The sequence below is a fragment of the Pseudomonas sp. NPDC088885 genome, assembly GCF_044750025.1.
GTDB lineage: Bacteria > Pseudomonadota > Gammaproteobacteria > Pseudomonadales > Pseudomonadaceae > Aquipseudomonas > Aquipseudomonas rustica.
In genome coordinates this window covers 172,212-189,077 of sequence record NZ_JBIVJB010000001.1, presented here as the reverse complement: position 1 = coordinate 189,077, position 16,866 = coordinate 172,212, and the positions used below count along the sequence as shown (strand labels likewise).

General features: G+C 60.5%; 6 protein-coding genes. 1 reads left to right on the top strand and 5 read right to left on the bottom strand.

Annotated features, from left to right (window positions below):
* Positions 1 to 9 precede the first annotated feature (9 nt).
* Positions 10 to 11,355: a VCBS domain-containing protein gene (locus ACIP1X_RS00745; RefSeq protein WP_400748366.1), complete on the bottom strand. Its 11,346-nt coding sequence runs from the start codon at positions 11,353 to 11,355 to the stop codon at positions 10 to 12.
* Positions 11,356 to 11,594: 239 nt separating this feature from the next.
* Between ACIP1X_RS00745 and ACIP1X_RS00740 the strand changes: the two genes are divergently transcribed.
* On the top strand, positions 11,595 to 12,092 hold the full coding sequence (locus ACIP1X_RS00740) for a hypothetical protein (protein ID WP_400748363.1): 498 nt from the start codon (positions 11,595 to 11,597) through the stop codon (positions 12,090 to 12,092).
* Between the two features lie 79 nt (positions 12,093 to 12,171).
* On the opposite strand, the gene ACIP1X_RS00735 is transcribed toward ACIP1X_RS00740, so the two are convergent.
* The 4 genes from ACIP1X_RS00735 to ACIP1X_RS00720 form a co-directional block, all read right to left on the bottom strand.
* Positions 12,172 to 13,323: an acyl-CoA dehydrogenase family protein gene (locus ACIP1X_RS00735; protein ID WP_282357726.1), complete on the bottom strand. Its 1,152-nt coding sequence runs from the start codon at positions 13,321 to 13,323 to the stop codon at positions 12,172 to 12,174.
* Positions 13,324 to 13,326: 3 nt separating this feature from the next.
* A complete protein-coding gene (locus ACIP1X_RS00730) occupies positions 13,327 to 14,433 on the bottom strand; it encodes an enoyl-CoA hydratase/isomerase family protein (RefSeq protein ID WP_400748360.1) in 1,107 nt (368 codons plus the stop codon).
* Between the two features lie 278 nt (positions 14,434 to 14,711).
* Positions 14,712 to 15,398 (bottom strand): HPP family protein, encoded by a 687-nt coding sequence (locus ACIP1X_RS00725; protein WP_400748357.1) that lies wholly within the window; start codon positions 15,396 to 15,398, stop codon positions 14,712 to 14,714.
* 155 nt (positions 15,399 to 15,553) lie between these two features.
* Positions 15,554 to 16,732, bottom strand: a complete 1,179-nt coding sequence (locus ACIP1X_RS00720; protein WP_400748355.1) for an MFS transporter — start codon at positions 16,730 to 16,732, stop codon at positions 15,554 to 15,556.
* Between the last annotated feature and the right edge of the window lie 134 nt (positions 16,733 to 16,866).

The window sequence follows — 16,866 nt, the reverse complement described above, 5'->3', positions numbered from 1 at the left end:
TCTTGGAATTTATTCGGATCTGCTGCTGTTACCGCTGGGATTGCTGGTATGCAAGCGCTTGGCCGCGTGTCGCAGCTGCGCCGAGAAGCCTTTGCCGTGACGCGTTTCTGCGGGTTTTTCCGCGTGGATCGGGTGTTTCGTCATGTTTGCCGGATCGAGCGCAAACAACGATGGATCACTGAGCAAACCGTCGGCACTCAAATTGGTGCGACCCTGCCGACCTTGCACCCAGAGCTGGTCGAACTCGCTCGCGCGGCGACTTTCGCGCACCGCTTGCGCCACGAATTGCCCCGGCACCAGACCCAAGCCGTTACCCAACGAATCAACCTCGAATTCCCCCACCGAGGCCAGACGCAAATTACTGCCATCGACACCGTAGCTGGTCAGCTCGTTGACCTCGGCGTAACGCTCGACCACCGGGGTGATGAAGATTGCTGGTTGCGGATCGGGGATCAGGAAATCGCTGGAATCCAGATCACTGTCGCGACTGAAACGGTTGCCGCCATCCGGTGCCGGAATGAACGGCGTGGCGATGTCCAGGGTTATCACCAGTTCGGCCTGATCGCTGGCACCGGCGCGGTCATTGATGGTGTAGGTGAACACGTCACGCAGTACCCGGCCGAGTCCGGCTGCGGCGAGCACGTCCGGGTTGCTCTGATCGATGGTGTAGGTGTAGCTGCCGTCGGCGTTGAGTACGAGCGTGCCGTAGAGGCCTTTGATCGGTTGACCGATCACACCGTCCGCGCCTGAACCCGCTTCGGCGCCGGTGCGTACGCCAACCACGACCAAGCTGTCATTGGCATCGATGTCACCATCGTTGGGCAGCACGTTGCCAGTGGTTTGTGGCCCGGCGATCTGATCGCTGGCGAAGCCGCTGTCGTTGCGCGCGATCGGCGCATCGTTGGCACCCTGAATGACCACGGTCAAACGCGCGTCGGCAGTTGCACCGGCGGTGTCGACCATGCGGTAGGTGAAGGTTTCGCTGAGGGTTTCACCGGCCGTGCGCAGGGCTTGAACCAGCGGATTGTTGTTGTCGATGACGTAGGTGTAGCTGCCGTCGGCATTGATCGTCAGTTGCCCATAAAGGCCCATCAATACCTGCCCGGCGCCTGCTGACTGACCGGCCTGATTGCTGACGCTCAAGACGTGTTTGCTTTCGCCATTGGCGACGCTGTCGACATCGCTGTCGTTGTCGAGCACGTTGCCAGTGGCGTTGCTGCCTGGAGTACCGTTGTTGACGCCGCCGGCTTCGACGGCCACGGATCCATCATCGACGGCAGTCGGCGTGTCGTTGCGACCATCCACCGTCACGCGCAATTCGGCGGTGCTGGTTTCACCCCACTTGTCGACGATGGTGTAAGTGAACACCTCCGACAGCGTCTGGCCACTTTGACGCAAGGCTTGCACGGCGGCGAGGCTGTTATTGACGGTATAGGTGTAGCCGCCATCGGCGTTGAGCAACAGTGTGCCGTACTGTCCTTGCAAGGTTGTGCCCACAGTGCCGACCGTGCCGATGTCGCTGGTGGTGCCGGTATGGATGCCGATCACAGTCAGCGGATCGCTTTCAGCATCGGTGTCGTTGTTGAGGACGTTGCCGCTCGGGTTGACCCCGGGTTGGCCGTTATTGACGCCGCCGGCCTCGACCGCCGTCGCTGTGTCGCCATTGGCCACCGGTGCCGAGTTGCGCCCGCGAATGATGATTTGGATTTCCGCCAGATCATTCTGCCCGCCACTGTCGGTGACCTGATAAGTGAAACGCTCGTTGAGAAATTGCAGTGGCCCCAGCGCCAGAACGGTCGGGTTACTGGAGTCGAGGTTGTAGGTGTAGCTGCCGTCAGCGCCGATGATCAACTGACCGTAGAGGCCGTTGATCAACGTGCCGTTGCTGTTGTCGGTCTCGGCATTGACGTCGGTCAGGGTGCCGTTGGCCCCTTCAGCACCGAAGCGGATACCGGTGACGGTTTTGCTGTCACCCTGATCGACATCGGTGTCGTTGGGCAGCACGTTGCCGCTCGGGTTGACCCCGTTGTCATTGCCATTATCGGCCACGGCGACAGCCAGATCGTCTGCCGCGACCGGTGCATCCCATGCGCCGTCGATACGAATGCTAAGTTGTGCGGTATCAGTGGCACCGGCGATGTCGCGCATGCGGTAAGTGAAGGTTTCCACCAGCGAATCGCCAGCCTTCAATGCTTGAACCGCCGCCAGATTGTTATCTAGCACGTAACTGTAAGTGCCGTTGGCGTTGATGGTCAGGGTGCCGTACAAACCGGCGAACGATTGCGTGACGCCAATGGTGGTGAACGTCCCGCCCGCCGCTTCGGTACCACTGCGAATGCCAGTGACCAGCATCGCGTCGTTGGCATCGACATCGTTGTCATTGGTCAGCACATTGCCGGTTGGATTCACCCCCGGCGTGCCATTGAACGTGCCACCGGCCTCGACCGAAACGGTGCTGTCATCGGTTGCCAGCGGGTTGTCGTTGGCACCGCGAATGGTGATGGTCAGCGACGCGGTGCTGGTAGCGCCGGCGAGGTCGCGGATCTGGTAGGTGAACGTTTCGCTGAGGGTGTCGGCGTTACTGCGCAGTGCCTGAACCTGCGGATTGAAGTTGTCGACCAGATAGCTGTAACTGCCGTCGGCATTCAAGGTCAGTCTGCCGAAGGTGCCATTCAAGGCACTGCCGACCAGGCCCACCGAGCTGCCCTGATTGAAGCCGATCACGCTAATGACTTCACCGTTGCCATCCACATCGGTGTCGTTGGTCAATACGTTGCCGGTCGGGTTGACGCCCGGCGTGGCGTTGTTCAATCCTCCGGCTTCGACGGCCGTGGCGGTATCGTTCTGCGCCACCGGCGCGTCGTTGCGCCCCTGAATATTGATATTCAGCGTGGCGCGATCAGTGGCGCCTGTCCTGTCGACGACCTCGTAGCTGAACGAGTCGAGGAGGCTGTTGCCAGCCCGCAAGGCCTGGACTTCAGCCATGTTGTTGTCGAGGCGATAGCTGTAGCTGCCGTCGGCATTCAGGGTCAGCCAGCCATAAGTGCCGCGCAGTTCGGTGCCCAAGGCGCCGGCGGTGCCGGTGTCGAGTTCGCTGCCGGTGCGCACCGAGGCGACCGCTTTGGTTTCGCCATAGTCATGGTTGGGCAGATCGCCAGGCACTTCGCCGCCGTCAACGTCGGTGTCGTTGTCCAGCACGTTGCCGACCGGATCCTGGCCTGGAAGCGAGTTGTTGACGCCACCGGCCTCGATGGCCAGACCGCTTTCATCGTTCGCTACCGGGTTGTCGTTTTGCCCACGGATCAACACGATGATTTCCGCCGAGTCGGTTTCCGGGGTCGCGCCGACGCCATCGCTGATGGTGTAGGTGAAGCGCTCCAGCAGTAGATCGACGCCCCGGCGCAATGCCTGAACGTCAGGGTTGCTGTTGTCCAGTTCGTAAACGTAGCTACCGTCCGGGAAAATCGTCAGCGTGCCGTATTGGCCGAGGATCTCAGTGCCACTAGCATCGACAGCCTGATCAATGCCCGCACTGCCTTCGGGGCCTGCCTTGATCAGCGTGACGGTCAGAGGGTCTCCGTCAGGATCGAAGTCGTTGGCCGTTGCATCTCCATTCGGATTGCCCCCCGGTGTCTGGTTGGCAATACCGCCGGCCTCAGTGGCGATGGCCACGACGTTCTGTGCTACGGGTGGGTCGTTGATGCCGCGCACGGTAATCACCAGTTGCGCGGTATCGGTCAGGCTGGTGGTGTCGGTGATGCGATAGGTGAAAAATTCAGTCAGCGTCTGGCCGGGGCCCAAGGCCTGAACCGCTGCGTTGGTGCTGTCGACATCGTAGAAATACGAGCCGTCCGCGCCGATGGTCAGCGTGCCGTAGAGCCCGACGACCACAGTACCGTTGGCCGACGTGGTGCCGGTGCTCACGGTACTCAGTACGTCGACGGCGGGGTTGTAGCTGGCTTCACTTTTGTTGATGACGCCATTGACAATTAACTGGCTGCTAGGACGATCGTTGTCATCAACGTCCTGGTCGACGCCGTTGCCGCCGGGCTGATTGATGGTGCCGGGACGACTTGGAAAAAGAATGACGTTGCCGCTCGGATTGCTCTCCGCGGAGTTGGGGTTGGTCGATGCCGCTTGCGCTTCGGCAGCATCATCGCTGGCCACCGGGTTGTCATTAGCACCCTGAATCGTGATGCGCAGTTGCGCGACATCATCCAGACCGCCGGTGTCGGTGAGGCGGTAGCTGAAGAATTCGATCAGTTGTTCGCCGGCACTCAGGCGCTGCACGGTGGTGTTGGCGTTGTTGATCACGTAGGTGTAAGTGCCATTGGGGTTGATGGTCAACGTGCCGTACGCGCCGATGATATTGGTCGGCCCGCTGACCGCGGTGAAATCACCCGAGCCCGCTTCGGCCGCCGCACGGATACCCGTCACGGTGCGGGTTTCGCCATTGGCCACGCTGTCGACGTCCTGATCGTTGGTCAACACATTGCCGGCGGCAGGGCTGCCGGGGGTACCGTTGTTGATGCCGCCAGCCTCAACCGCCACGCCGTCGTCATTGATGCCCAGCGGCGTGTCGTTGGCGCCCTGAAGGGTTACGGTCAACACGGCGGTTGACGTCGCCCCGGCAAGGTCGGCAAGCACGTAATTGAAGGTGTCTTGCAGGGTCTGGCCGGACAGCCGCAGCGCCTGCACGGTGGCATTGTTGTTATCGACGACATACTCGTAGGAACCGTTGCTACCGATGAGCAATTGGCCGTACAGACCGTTGACGACTACCACGCCGTTGCTCGGTATCGGGATCCCGGCGCCGGGGCCAACCGACACTACCTGCAGTGAATCGGCGTTGGTGGCGATGTCGACGTCGATGTCGTTGTCCAGCACATTGCCGCGCGGGTCGACGCCGGCCGAGGCGTTATTGGTGCCGCCGGCCTCGACGGCTGTGGCGCTGTCGTTGACACCGACCGGGTTGTCGTTGACCGCAGCGAGGACGATTTGCAGAGTGTCGGTGTCGGTCAGCGCATCCGCTGCTGTACCGGGAATACCGTCGCCATCCGCATCGCCGTAATTGCCACGGTCATTACTGATCACGGTGAGGGTGTCGATGCCGTTGAAGTTGGCGTTGCCCAGATAACGCAAACCGGCCAGCGCGGTGTTGATGTCGGCGAGGTTGCCGGTCAGGGTCAGGTTGGCGGTGTTGGCGCCAGTGACGGTCACGCCCGGCACGGTTGCACCGAGGAACAAGGTGCCTTGGGTGACTTGCAGGGTCACGCTGATCGCACGGTCGTTGACGTTCGGATCGCGGTTGGCGTCGACGTCGGCAACGCTGATGCCGCCGATCGCCAGCACGATATCTTCCTGACCGTTTTGCGTGCCAGGCAGGGTGTTGACCGGCGCGTCGTTCTGTTCGACATAACCGGCATTGGCGCTTTGCGCGGCAGCATCGCCGAGGCTGATGGTGATCTGACCAAGAGTGCCGGCATCACTGTCGACACGCACGCGCAAATCACCGATCGGTTGCGGGTAGCTGACCAGACCGGCCGGCACATCAATGCGGAATACGCCCAGCGGCAGCACGCCGAAACGGTACTGACCGTTGGCATCGGTGAGGGTGGAGAAAATCAGGTTGTCGGCAGTGGTCGCCAGATTGCCGTCGGCACCGGCCCACGTCAGGGTCACGGTTTGTCCGGCGAGGCCTGCGCCGTCCGGTGTGGCGCTGGTGGTCGGGCTGGCGGTGTCGTTCCACAAGGTGCCGCTGATCACGCCGAGCCCGGCGTTGTCGCGCAGGATGTATTGGTTCGGGCCAACCGTGCTGCCGGTGCGTTCGCCAGTGGTGGTGCCGTCAACGCCGACGCTGTTGCCGCCCCAACTGGTGAAATCTTCCGGCAGGCTGCTCCAGGTCAGCGTTGCGTTGCTGCTGGCGACGATGGTCGAGTTGGGCAGGGTGACCTGATAGCGCACTTGAATCTGCGCGCCGACGTCGAGCTGGTCGAAATTCACGCTCAAACCGCCGCTGGTGCTGAAGCTCACACCGGCCGGCAAATTACCCGGGCCGTAGGTCACGCCGTTAATGCTGATACTCACCAGCGTGTAGTTGCTGCCGCCGGCAAAGCTGTCGCTGACTTGCGCGTCGAATGCCGGCAGGCCGCCGTTCTGGGTGAAACTCAGTTGCACCGTGGCGTTGCCGGTGGTGGCGGTCGGATTGGGGTCGAACGCAACGATCTGTTTGTCGAGGCCACTGAAGCTTGGCTCGACGATGCGCTCCAGCACCGTATCGCTGACGGCCCGTCCGCCGCCGTTGACGATTTCCCGCGCGGTCGCCCCTAATTGCACGCCGGCGACGTTGGCGGCAATGTTAGTCACGCGTACGTTGAACTCGATGGAAATACCTTCCAGGTCATCGTCGTCGCCGGCGTTGACCACGTTGCCAAGGTTGAACGTCACCACCTGGCTGCCGTCGGGATTGGTGATCACGGTCACGCGGCTCGGGTCGAACATGCCTTGCGGGGCGGCACCTGAAAGGTTGGCGGTAATCGGCAGGGCTTCCGGGCTGTTTTCGTTGCCATCGATATTCAGCGTGCCCCCGACGATCAGGTTGGCATCACTGCTGAGCCCACCGTTGGAAATAAAGGCGATGCGCAGCGCATTGACCAAGGCGTCCGGGGAGATGAATTGCAAGCCGTTGGCCAGGGTGATCTGTATCTGGTAATTGGGGTTGTCACCCTCGGGCACGACCACCACGACACGGTAGCGGATGACTTCGCCGACCGTCACTTGCTCGACGATTGCCGTGGTCGGCGAAGGTGCGGCGGTGTCCGGCAGACCGCCGACCCGGGAAATCTCGATGGCCTGGGCCACAGGGATAATCAATGTCGAGAGGTTGCGGTAATCGTTGAGTGTGCCGCCATTGAGTGTGCCGTCGACACCGGTGCGCTCGCCGGCATTGGCGCCATCAAGGCTGGTCCACTGCACGCTGGCGACGTTGGCGATATTCGATTGCGCGGCAGCGCTGGCGTTGACGACGCCCGACAGGCGCAAGACGATGCTGCCACCCTTGGCGATGTCGATATTGGCGCCGTTGGCGGTCACCAACTGGCCATTGATGATCTGGAAATCGACGCCGCCGTTGTTGGTGGCGCCGTTCTGATACAACACGCCCACCAGCGTCACGTTACTCAATTGGGTCGGCAGGTTGTCGAGGAAACTGATATCGAACGCGGTGAAATCGTTGCTGCCATTCCCATTGCTGATGGTAATGGTGAATGTCACCGTATCGCCCTGATCGTAACCACCGAGGCCAGAGGTCGAGGTGATCACCTGGTTGATCTGCAGCGTTGGTTCGCGCACGGTCACAGTGGGCTGGCCACCAGTGAGCGCGACGTTACGATCCTGCGCGACCGTGCCATTCGGCGTGCTGCCATCAGGGTCGCTGTAGGTCAGTTGCGCATTGTTTTGCAGGGAGACGTTGGCCTGGTTGGCGATGACGTTATTGGCCACCAGTTGCAGGCGAATCACAAAGGTGTTGTTGCCAGTCACGTTGTCGGCCGAAACGCTCGATACGCTGAACGTCCAGCGCGCATCGACACCGTCAGCGCCCAATGCGCCGCCGACACCGGCGAATCCGCTGATCAACACGCTACCGGCAAAATCGGCTCCAAGTGCGCCGCTGCCGGCGCGGGTGGTGATGATCTGATAACCGAGGCCGCCGTTGAAGCTGGTGTCCAGACGCATGCCCGGTGGAATCAGATCCTGAATGCGCAGGTTCTGCGTAGTGCCTTCGGGCAGGCTGATGACGATGTCGTAACGCATGCTTTCGCCGACCACCAGATCGCTGCCGGTGGTGTGTGTGGCGCTGGAATCGCCGTTGTCGAGGGAACCGTCGGCGAAGCCTTTTTTGATCACTGGCGCGGCGACTTGCTGGTTGGCCAGATCGGTCAGATCGGTCGGGGTGAAATCGGTGCCATTGTTGACGCTCGCGTAGTTGTTCAGGGTCGCACTCGATTGCAGGGTGCGATTGGCTTCGATGGTGCTGCTGACCACCACGTCATAACTGATCACCACGACGTTGGCGCCGCTGGTGTCAGCGGCGGTGCCGGCGCGTCCGGCGAGCAGAGTCGCCTGCCCGCCGGCATCGAGGAAGGTAATCTGGTTGCCGCTGACGCTGTAATCGGTGCCAAGAACCAACAGGGTGCCGTCACCGCGATAAATCTGCAGATTGGCCGCGGCCAGACTGCCGCCAACAAAACTCAGCCCCGTGGGCAGGGTGATGCTGGTGCCGACATCGAACGCGCCGCCGCCACCGGTGTTTTCAATCGCGGTGACCAGGCGCAGGCGATCAGCGCCGTCAATGTTGCTGATGTTGCCATCCACGGCGCTCAGATCGGTGACGCTGCCATTGAACGGTACGCCGGTGCTGCCCGGTGGATTCCAGCTGCCGGTGGTGCCGGTGACGGTGCCGTTGGTGCCTGAAACCACGCCGTGTTTGATGTTCAACACTGGCTCTGCGACGGAGACGATCGCCACCACGTCCGAGGAAATCAACGTGCGGTCGGTGAGGGTGGTTTGCTGGGTCGATTGCGCCAGTACATCCAGCGAACGCTGGTCGGCAAAAGGTTGATCGCCGACGCGCACGGTAAAGCGAATGACGATGCGGCTGCCGGTGGTGGTGTTGGTGGCAAAACTGCCGAAGTCGAACACCACGGAATTGCCATTGGCGCTGGTCACGCTGACGACGCCGCCGGCGTTGGTATTGCCCGGGCCCAGTTGCCACTGGCCGACATCGCTGCCGCTGCCCCAGGTCACGCCGTTTACATTGAACAGCGGCAATGGCAGATACGCGGTGAGTTTGAATTGCTCGTAGTCGCCGGTGACCAGGTCATAGCTCAACTCGAACGTGACTTCATCGCCCGGACGCAGTTCGCCGTTGCCGGGTGGTGTGCCGTTATTGACCTCGACCAGACTGATGTCGACGGTACTGGTCGGAATCACGCTAGTCGTCGAGGAACCGTCGGTTTCGCTTTGACCGGTCAGGTTGAACTGATCCACCAGCAACGTGCCATCGACAGTGGCCGTGTTGCCCAGCTCATCGCCTTCATTGATGTCCGGTTGCGGGTTGCCCGACGGTGGCTTGTAGGTCTGACCGACCACGGCTGAATAGCTCAACACCGCGAGCACGGCGCCTTGCAGCGTGTCGTCGAAGGCCAGATCGCCGTTGAGCCAGCCGCGAATATTATTCGATGAATTACGCAGCGACTGGCCGATGTCGAACACGATCGAGGTGCTGCCGTCAGCGTTGGCCACTGGCGTGGTCACTAGGTTAATGGTTTGCGCAACGCCATTGATGGTCACGGTGACGGTCGGCGTGCCGCTCAGGGTCTGGCCGTCGCTGAGTTGATCGCGCACCACGAGTTGGCCTTCGTTGAAGAAGTCCTTGCCAAAGGCGAAGTAGTCGGAAATCGCCACATTGAGGCTGTATTGCAGCGTGTCGCCGGGGCTGATGCCGACGTGACCGATATCGGTTTGCATCGACACGGTTTTCAGCAGCGTGATCGACTTGGCCACAAACTGTGTGCCCAGGCCGGTGCCGCTGAAATCAATGGTGGTGTTCGGTGCGGTCACGTCACGCGGATCAAGCGGCGTCCATTGCCCGGAAGCGGTGGGAGGGCCCATGGTGATCGTCACAGCATCACCCGTGACCGGGTTGATCACTGGCTGACCGTTGGCATCGACTTCTGGCACGTAAAACGCGACCACGGTGTCGGTCTTGCCGGTGAGGGTGGCGTACTCGACGGTGAACGAATTGATGTACACGTCGTTCGCGGCCAGCAACACGGCAATTTGCGCAGGATTGCTGACCACGGTGCCGTCGTGCAGGGTGATCGACGCGAGACGGCCACCGGCACCGGGGGTAATCGAATTGACCTGAATGTTGTCCGGCAGCGGTTGGGTGATGACCACATTGGTCAGGGTCTGCCCCGGTGCGGGTGTGGCGGACAACGTCAGCGTGCGCGCGTAGTTGGGGCCGCTGACCGTTTCGCCTTCGGGAGCATTGATGATTTCACTGACGGTGATGACCGTCGGATGCACGACAAACGCTGCGGTACCGGCCTGAATCAGGCTTGGGTCGTTGGTCGGATTGTCCAGCGCATCGTTACCGAACTCGAAGCCACCGCTCGCGCGTAAAGTCAGGTCAGGCGTGCCGTTGGAAAACGAGGTGTCAGCCAGATTACTCAGGCTGGCGGTGACCTGCACGCTGATCAGCGGTTGCTGGTTGGTAACACTGGCAAACGGCAGTTCGATCACCACCAGTTTGTCGCCGGCGCGCATGCCGTAGCTGGCGGCATTGATGATCAGAAAGTTGCCGCTGGCGTCTTTTGCCAGCGGGTGGGTCGCGTTGCCATTAGCGTCAAACGTCAACACTTGGGCGGTCAGGTTCTGACCAAGGAACGTGGCGGAAATGAAGTTGACGCCGTCATCGCCATCCTTGCCGGTGGCCGGCATGGCCAGGTTGATGAAGGGCGCGAAACCGGTCTGGCCCGAGGTGTTGCTGAAATTCACGGTAAAGGTAAACCGCTCGCCGATCAGTACATCGGTGCCGGCGGTGGTGACGGTCGCAGTGGGCGCAGCGTCGGCCAGCAAGCCATCGAAGTGGCTCATGGCCAGGCCGCTGATGGCGATGCTCTTGTCGATGTCGCCGACTTTGGTTTCCAGCGTCCAGTCGCCGCCAGCCTTGGCACTGCCGGTGTCATTGCTGGAGGCGCCGACGTCGGCACCGGTCCAGCGCGCCAGTTCGGTGACCAGGGTTTGCCCGGCAGCACCGGCACCAACGTCGCAGCCGTACAGTTGAATGTCCGCGCCCTGGGTCAGGTTGCCGCGCCATTGTTCGAGGGTTTTGCTGAGGGAGTCGACGTTGTCCGAGGTAATGGTGCGATTGCCGAGGGTGAACTGGCCGGATGCGCCGTGGGACATCACTTGTATTGAGTCGACCTTGCCCAGTTGCGCCAAAGCGGCAGAAATGGCGGCGAGACCGTCCTCGCCGACGTTGACCACAATCGCCGTGACATTGCCGGGCAATTGCGCCAGCAGTTGGTCGCGGTTTTCGATTCGACTGTCGATCACCAACAGGCTGCGCGCGGCAGAAGGCGCCTGTTCCGGCGTGGCGCGGGCTTCGGTGGGCGTGGCGTGGGGGACTTGCGCATCAACTGCCGCCGGCGGTGCGGCCGGGTCGCTGTGATGCTGGTCGACAGCCGCAGACGCGGCGGCGCCGTCAAAGAGAATCCGTGGCTCCAATGCAAGTGCCTGACGTTGAGGCCGTAAATGCGCGCCAAACTGCGAACGTGGTGACTCTTGCATCGTTTCCATACCTCTAACTGCGTGGTCAGAAATTAGTTCGTATCAAGTCCATTACGAACAGATTCAGCGTAGGGGCTTTCTTGCGATTTTCCAGTTTGTCGAATTTGGCCCCGGTGCAGAGGCGGATTGGGTTGGCCAAGTCGTTGGCGGGTGTGTAGGGTCAGGCGCGCGCAACAAACGCATTCGGAGAATTTCGGATATCAGCAGCAGGGCTTTACAGGAGTGAACGTTAAGATGGCATGCCGCAGGAAATGGTTTTGATGGGGGCTCGACTTCTCGCTGCCTTGCTTTTTGTAATGCTGGCGGGTTGCAGCGGCGATGAAGATTTCGCGTACAACGAACACGTCATGACGCAATACCTCGCCCACCGGGCCAAGGTGGATGACGTACAGCAAAGTGTCGAAAGCGGAGAGTTCACCTTCGATTACTACTCGCTGAAATATCGCAAGATGCAACGTTTGAGCGATGCAGCGCGGGAAGCCATGGCCGGTATCGACAACATTCCGCGCAGTGCGCACGCCAGAGGGTTTTCCCAGGCGCTGGTGCACTACTACGAGACGGAAGCGGCTTATTATTTATGGGTGAAGCGCTATATCCAGAAGAGGGGCAACTTTGATGGGGTTAAGTTGCTGACCAAAATCAATGCGTCTTACAACGAACTCTCAGAGCTTTCGCATGAGGTTCAGGTGAGTCAGCTTGAATTTCTGAAGTCGGCCGGGATACACACTTCGGGTTGAAACAATGAACGGCGTGCGCTCGATCGGCCCCATCTCCCTCCAAAGAAGGGCTGTGGTGAGGGAAAAGGGGCCAACAAAGTTACAACTGATAGTTCTTCAAATCCCGCGCAATCACCATCCGCTGAATCTCGCTTGACCCTTCATAAATCTGGGTAATCCGCGCGTCGCGGTAGTATTTCTCCACGGGATAATCTTCCAGATAACCATAGCCGCCATGAATCTGAATCGCCGACGAACACACCTTCTCGGCCATTTCCGAAGCAAACAACTTGGCCTGCGAAGCTTCCGATAAACACGGTTTGCCCGCCGAACGCAGCCGCGCAGCGTGCAAGATCAGCAGCCGTGCCGCGTTAATTTGCATGTGCATGTCGGCGAGCATATTGGCGATGCTCTGGTGCTCGATGATCGGCTTGTCAAACTGCACGCGATCCTTCGAATACGCCAGCGCCGCTTCAAACGCCGCTCGGGCAATGCCCAATGCCTGAGCCGCGATGCCGATACGTCCACCTTCGAGATTGGACAGGGCAATCGCCAAACCTTTGCCACGCTCCCCGAGGAGATTGGCCTCGGGAATGCTGCAGTTGTTCAGCGTCACCGCGCAGGTGTCCGACGCACGAATGCCCATCTTGTGTTCAGTGCGATCCACGATAAAACCAGCGGTATCGGTCGGCACCAGAAACGCCGAGATGCCTTTCTTGCCCAGCTCTGGATCCGTCACCGCAAACACAATCGCCAGTTTCGCCCGCTTGCCGTTGCTGACAAATTGCTTGGAACCGTTGATCACCCATTGGCCGTCGCGCAGTTCGGCGCGGGTGCGCAGGTTGTGCGCTTCGGAGCCGGCCTGCGGTTCGGTCAGGCAGAAGCAGCCGATGGTTTTGCCACTGGCCAGATCCGCCAGCCAGGTTTGCTTTTGTGCTTCGCTGCCGTAATTGAGCACCGGGCCGCAGCCGACCGAGTTGTGGATGCTCATGAATGCGCCGGTCGCGCCGTCACCAGCGGAAATCTCTTCCACCGCCAAGGCATAAGCGACGTAGTCGACGTAGGTGCCGCCCCATTCTTCGGGAACGACCATGCCGAGCAAACCGAGCTCGCCCATCTTCGCCACGAGCGCATCGTCGATCCAGCCTGCCTTTTCCCACGCTTGTGCGTGCGGCGCGATTTCGCCACGGGCAAAGTCCCGGGCCATGTCGCGGATCATCACTTGTTCTTCAGTCAGTTCGAGATCGTGCATGGCTCAGCTCCCGCTCTCATCAAAACCGTGGAAGAAACTCGCAACGTGCGCAGCGTCCAGCGCGGCGAAGGTCGGCGGGTTCCAGCGTGGGGACTTGTCTTTGTCGATCAGCAGGGCGCGCACGCCTTCGATCAGGTCGCCGCGAGCGAACCATTGACGATCGAGATGCAGCTCCAGGGCGAAGCAGTTTTCCAGGCTCAGGTGGCGACCGCGACGGAGCATTTCCAGGGTGACGGCCATGGCCAGCGGCGAGCGGGTTTCCAGCAGATCAGCCGTGGTGGCTGCCCACTCGTGGCTGTCGGCAACGGTCACTGCGCGCAATTGCTCGACCATGCTCGGCACGTCCGGCAGGGCGAAGAAATGGTCGATGGCTGGACGCAATTTTTCGAGTGGTGCGTCGGGCAGGGTTTGCACGCCGTGTTTCGCCAGCAGGTTTTGCAGCGATTTGAGCGGCGTGTCCTGCCATTCCATCGCGTCGAGTTTTTCGTCGAGGAGTGCGAGTTTGCTGCTGTCCAGATACCAGTCAGCCAAGCCGCAATACAGCGCATCGGCGGCGCGAATCTGCACGCCGCTGACGCCCAGATAAATCCCCAGTTCACCGGGAATCCGAGGCAGGAAATAGCTGCCGCCGACGTCCGGGAAATAACCTATCGCCACTTCCGGCATCGCCAGACGGCTCTTCTCGGTGACCACGCGCAGATCCGCGCCTTGCACCAGGCCCATGCCGCCGCCGAGGACAAAACCGTCCATCAAGGCCAGCACCGGTTTGCGGTAGTGATGAATCGTCAGGTCGAGGGCGTATTCCTCGACGAAGAAATCTTCGTGCAGCGTGTCGCCGCTTTTGAAACTGTCGTACAGGGAACGAATATCGCCGCCGGCGCAGAAGGCTTTTTCGCCGGCACCGCGCAGGACAACGGCGTGGACGTCGGCATCGGTCGCCCAGGCGTCGAGCTGCTGTTGCAGCAGGCGCACCATGTCGAGGGTGATGGCGTTGAGGCCGGCGGGGCGGTTGAGGGTCAGGTGCCCGATGTGGTTGCGAACCTCGGCCAGCACTTCGTTTTGCGTGGCATCCATGGACTGAGTCCGCGGGGATGAAGCCTGAGCTGTCATCAGTAACTCCCTGCTTTTATTGTCTTTATTCGAGAAGCTCGCGCGCGAGCGTTACCGGATCGTAACAGTGCAAATTTGCCGTGTACAACGGGGATATGTGCAGGGGCTGTCTGCGTTTTTGCCTTAATTCTGCATTTGCAGTGGTAGGGCAGTGCGAAGTTTCGTGTACCGGCGAGAGATCCGTAGGAGCAAAGCTTGCTCGCGAAAGCGGTGGTTCAGTCAATGAAGATGTTGAATGTACAGACGTCTTCGCGAGCAAGCTTTGCTCCTACAGGGGGTCATTTGAAGGTCGCGGTGATGCTGCGGCGCTTGGCGTGCAGTTCGCTGGCGTGGATCAGTTGTTCGAGGTCTTCGGGGGTGATGTCGATGAAGGCTTCCATGTCGGCCAGCGCCAGTTTCAGGTCTGCGGCGGTGATTGCCTGGGTGTCGACGGGGGCAACCAGCGGCGCCGGTTCCGCCGGGCGTTTCGGGTAACGGATCCGTGTCAGATTGTTGTAGGCCAACGCGCTCAGCAGCATGCACGCGGCGCCGAGCATCACCGGCTCCATGGCTTTCCAGTCCAAGGCGATCGTTGCGGGATCGGCCAGCACCAACGTCAACGCCAACGCACCCGCCGGTGGATGCAGGCAACGCAGCCAGCACATCAGAATCAGCGCCATGCCCGCTGCCAGGCACGCACTGCCGAGGGTTCGCCCGAGTACATGAGCCACCAGTAAAGCGACAACGCCGGCAGAGAAATAACCGCCGAGAATCGACCAAGGCTGGGCGAGGGCGCCGGAAGATACGGCAAACAGCAACACCGCCGAAGCACCCAACGGGCCGATCAAGTGATAAGCGACTTCATGACCAAACACCTGCGCGCACAGCCACACACTGAACAGCGTGCCGAGCGCCATGCCGATCGCGGCGCGGCTCCATTCGGTGGGGCGGGTATTGATGGCGGCGGGCAACCAGCGAGCGAGCATGTAAAACCGATCCTTCTACAAATTGCGGGCAAAAAAAAGGACTCGTCCGGCAATCCGGAAAGCCCTCGAAGTGTTCCAACATTGGGGGAGGAACGCGCACAGTGTGCCGTTCTATTTCGATGCTGACAAATTCATATAAATGCAGTTTCAGTGCATTACTTTTGAACTGAAGCGACACGACGTCCGCTGATTACACACAAATAACCACCCAGCGCTGCCAATGCGCTCAACGCGTAGAACATGCTCGGTGCTGGCGTGTGCATCAGCAGAAACCCGCACATCACTGGACTCGCCGCGCCACCGAGTGCCGCCAGATTCTGCGCGCCGTAATAGCTGCCGCGCAGTTCTTCCGGGGCGAGGGTATCGACGAAGAGGAAATCCGCCGGGTAAATAATCATCTCGCCCAAAGTGAAGATAAACATCGCTATGCACCAGCCCACCAGGCTGTCGGCGAGGCTGAAACCGATCAACCCGACGATGAACAGCGCCGTGCCCCCGGCTATCCAGTGACGCAGGTGTTCGCGCTTGAGGAATCGGCCGATCTGGTACTGCAGCAAAATCACTGTGATCGCGTTGCAAGCGAGCAGGGCGGCCATCGTATCGAGCGTCTGCTGTTGGGTGTGCGTCACGAGCAGGTATTGCGACAGGTACAGGGTGAAGCGCCCGTGCACCAATGTGCTGAGCAGGCAGCCAAGGGTGAAGAGGATCATCGTCCGGTCGTTTTTCAGGATCATCAGGGTGTTTAAAAAACTTTGCGGCGGGCTGGCGGAAGTCTCCGTGCTTGCCTCCTTTCTGGCACCCAGCAGCAGAAAAATACTGCCGATGGCAATCGCTCCGGCAACGATAAACGGCGCCGACGGCTGAACGCCGGCAATGACCACGCCCAGCATCGGACCAACCGCGTAGCCGATATTAGTCAGCGTGTAGTTCAGCGAAAACGCCTTGACCCGTTGGCCCACCGGCAGGTTTTCGCTGAGCATCGCCTTGGAGCAAATCAGGAACAGTGCTGACGCGGTTTCGCTGATGATCAGCACCAAGGTGACCAGATAAAGGTTCTGCGCGAAGGTCAAAAGCATCAGACCGATGCCGCTGGAGAGCATGGTCAGGATCAGCAGCTGACGCTTGTCGAGGCGGTCGATGACGTAGCCGCCGTAGAGCGACAGGAGTGTGGCGCTGAATACGGCGATGCCCAGCAGAAGTCCGACGTCCTGGGGGTTGAGGCCGAGTTTGTTGCTGAGGAAGAGCGTGAGTAAAGGGCTGATAAGGGCGCGGCTGATGACGACGGTCAGGGACGCGATCATTAGCCGGCGGATGAGGGGGGAGTAGGTGGGCACGGCGGGGAATTTCCTTGATTTCGGCGGCGCGGGCGGAGTTCATCCTCAATGGGCAATAGCCAGCGGTCAAGTTTGAGATGTCATTGAAGGGTGTCAGTGATACACCGAAGACTGCGACCGTTTGTCGGGACTGT

Excerpts from the sequence above, each read along its gene's own strand:
- ACIP1X_RS00745 (WP_400748366.1), bottom strand. The coding sequence starts at position 11,355 with ATGCAAGAGTCACCACGTTCGCAGTTTGGCGCGCATTTACGGCCTCAA.
- ACIP1X_RS00740 (WP_400748363.1), top strand. The coding sequence starts at position 11,595 with ATGCCGCAGGAAATGGTTTTGATGGGGGCTCGACTTCTCGCTGCCTTG.
- ACIP1X_RS00735 (WP_282357726.1), bottom strand. The coding sequence starts at position 13,323 with ATGCACGATCTCGAACTGACTGAAGAACAAGTGATGATCCGCGACATG.
- ACIP1X_RS00730 (WP_400748360.1), bottom strand. The coding sequence starts at position 14,433 with ATGACAGCTCAGGCTTCATCCCCGCGGACTCAGTCCATGGATGCCACG.
- ACIP1X_RS00725 (WP_400748357.1), bottom strand. The coding sequence starts at position 15,398 with ATGCTCGCTCGCTGGTTGCCCGCCGCCATCAATACCCGCCCCACCGAA.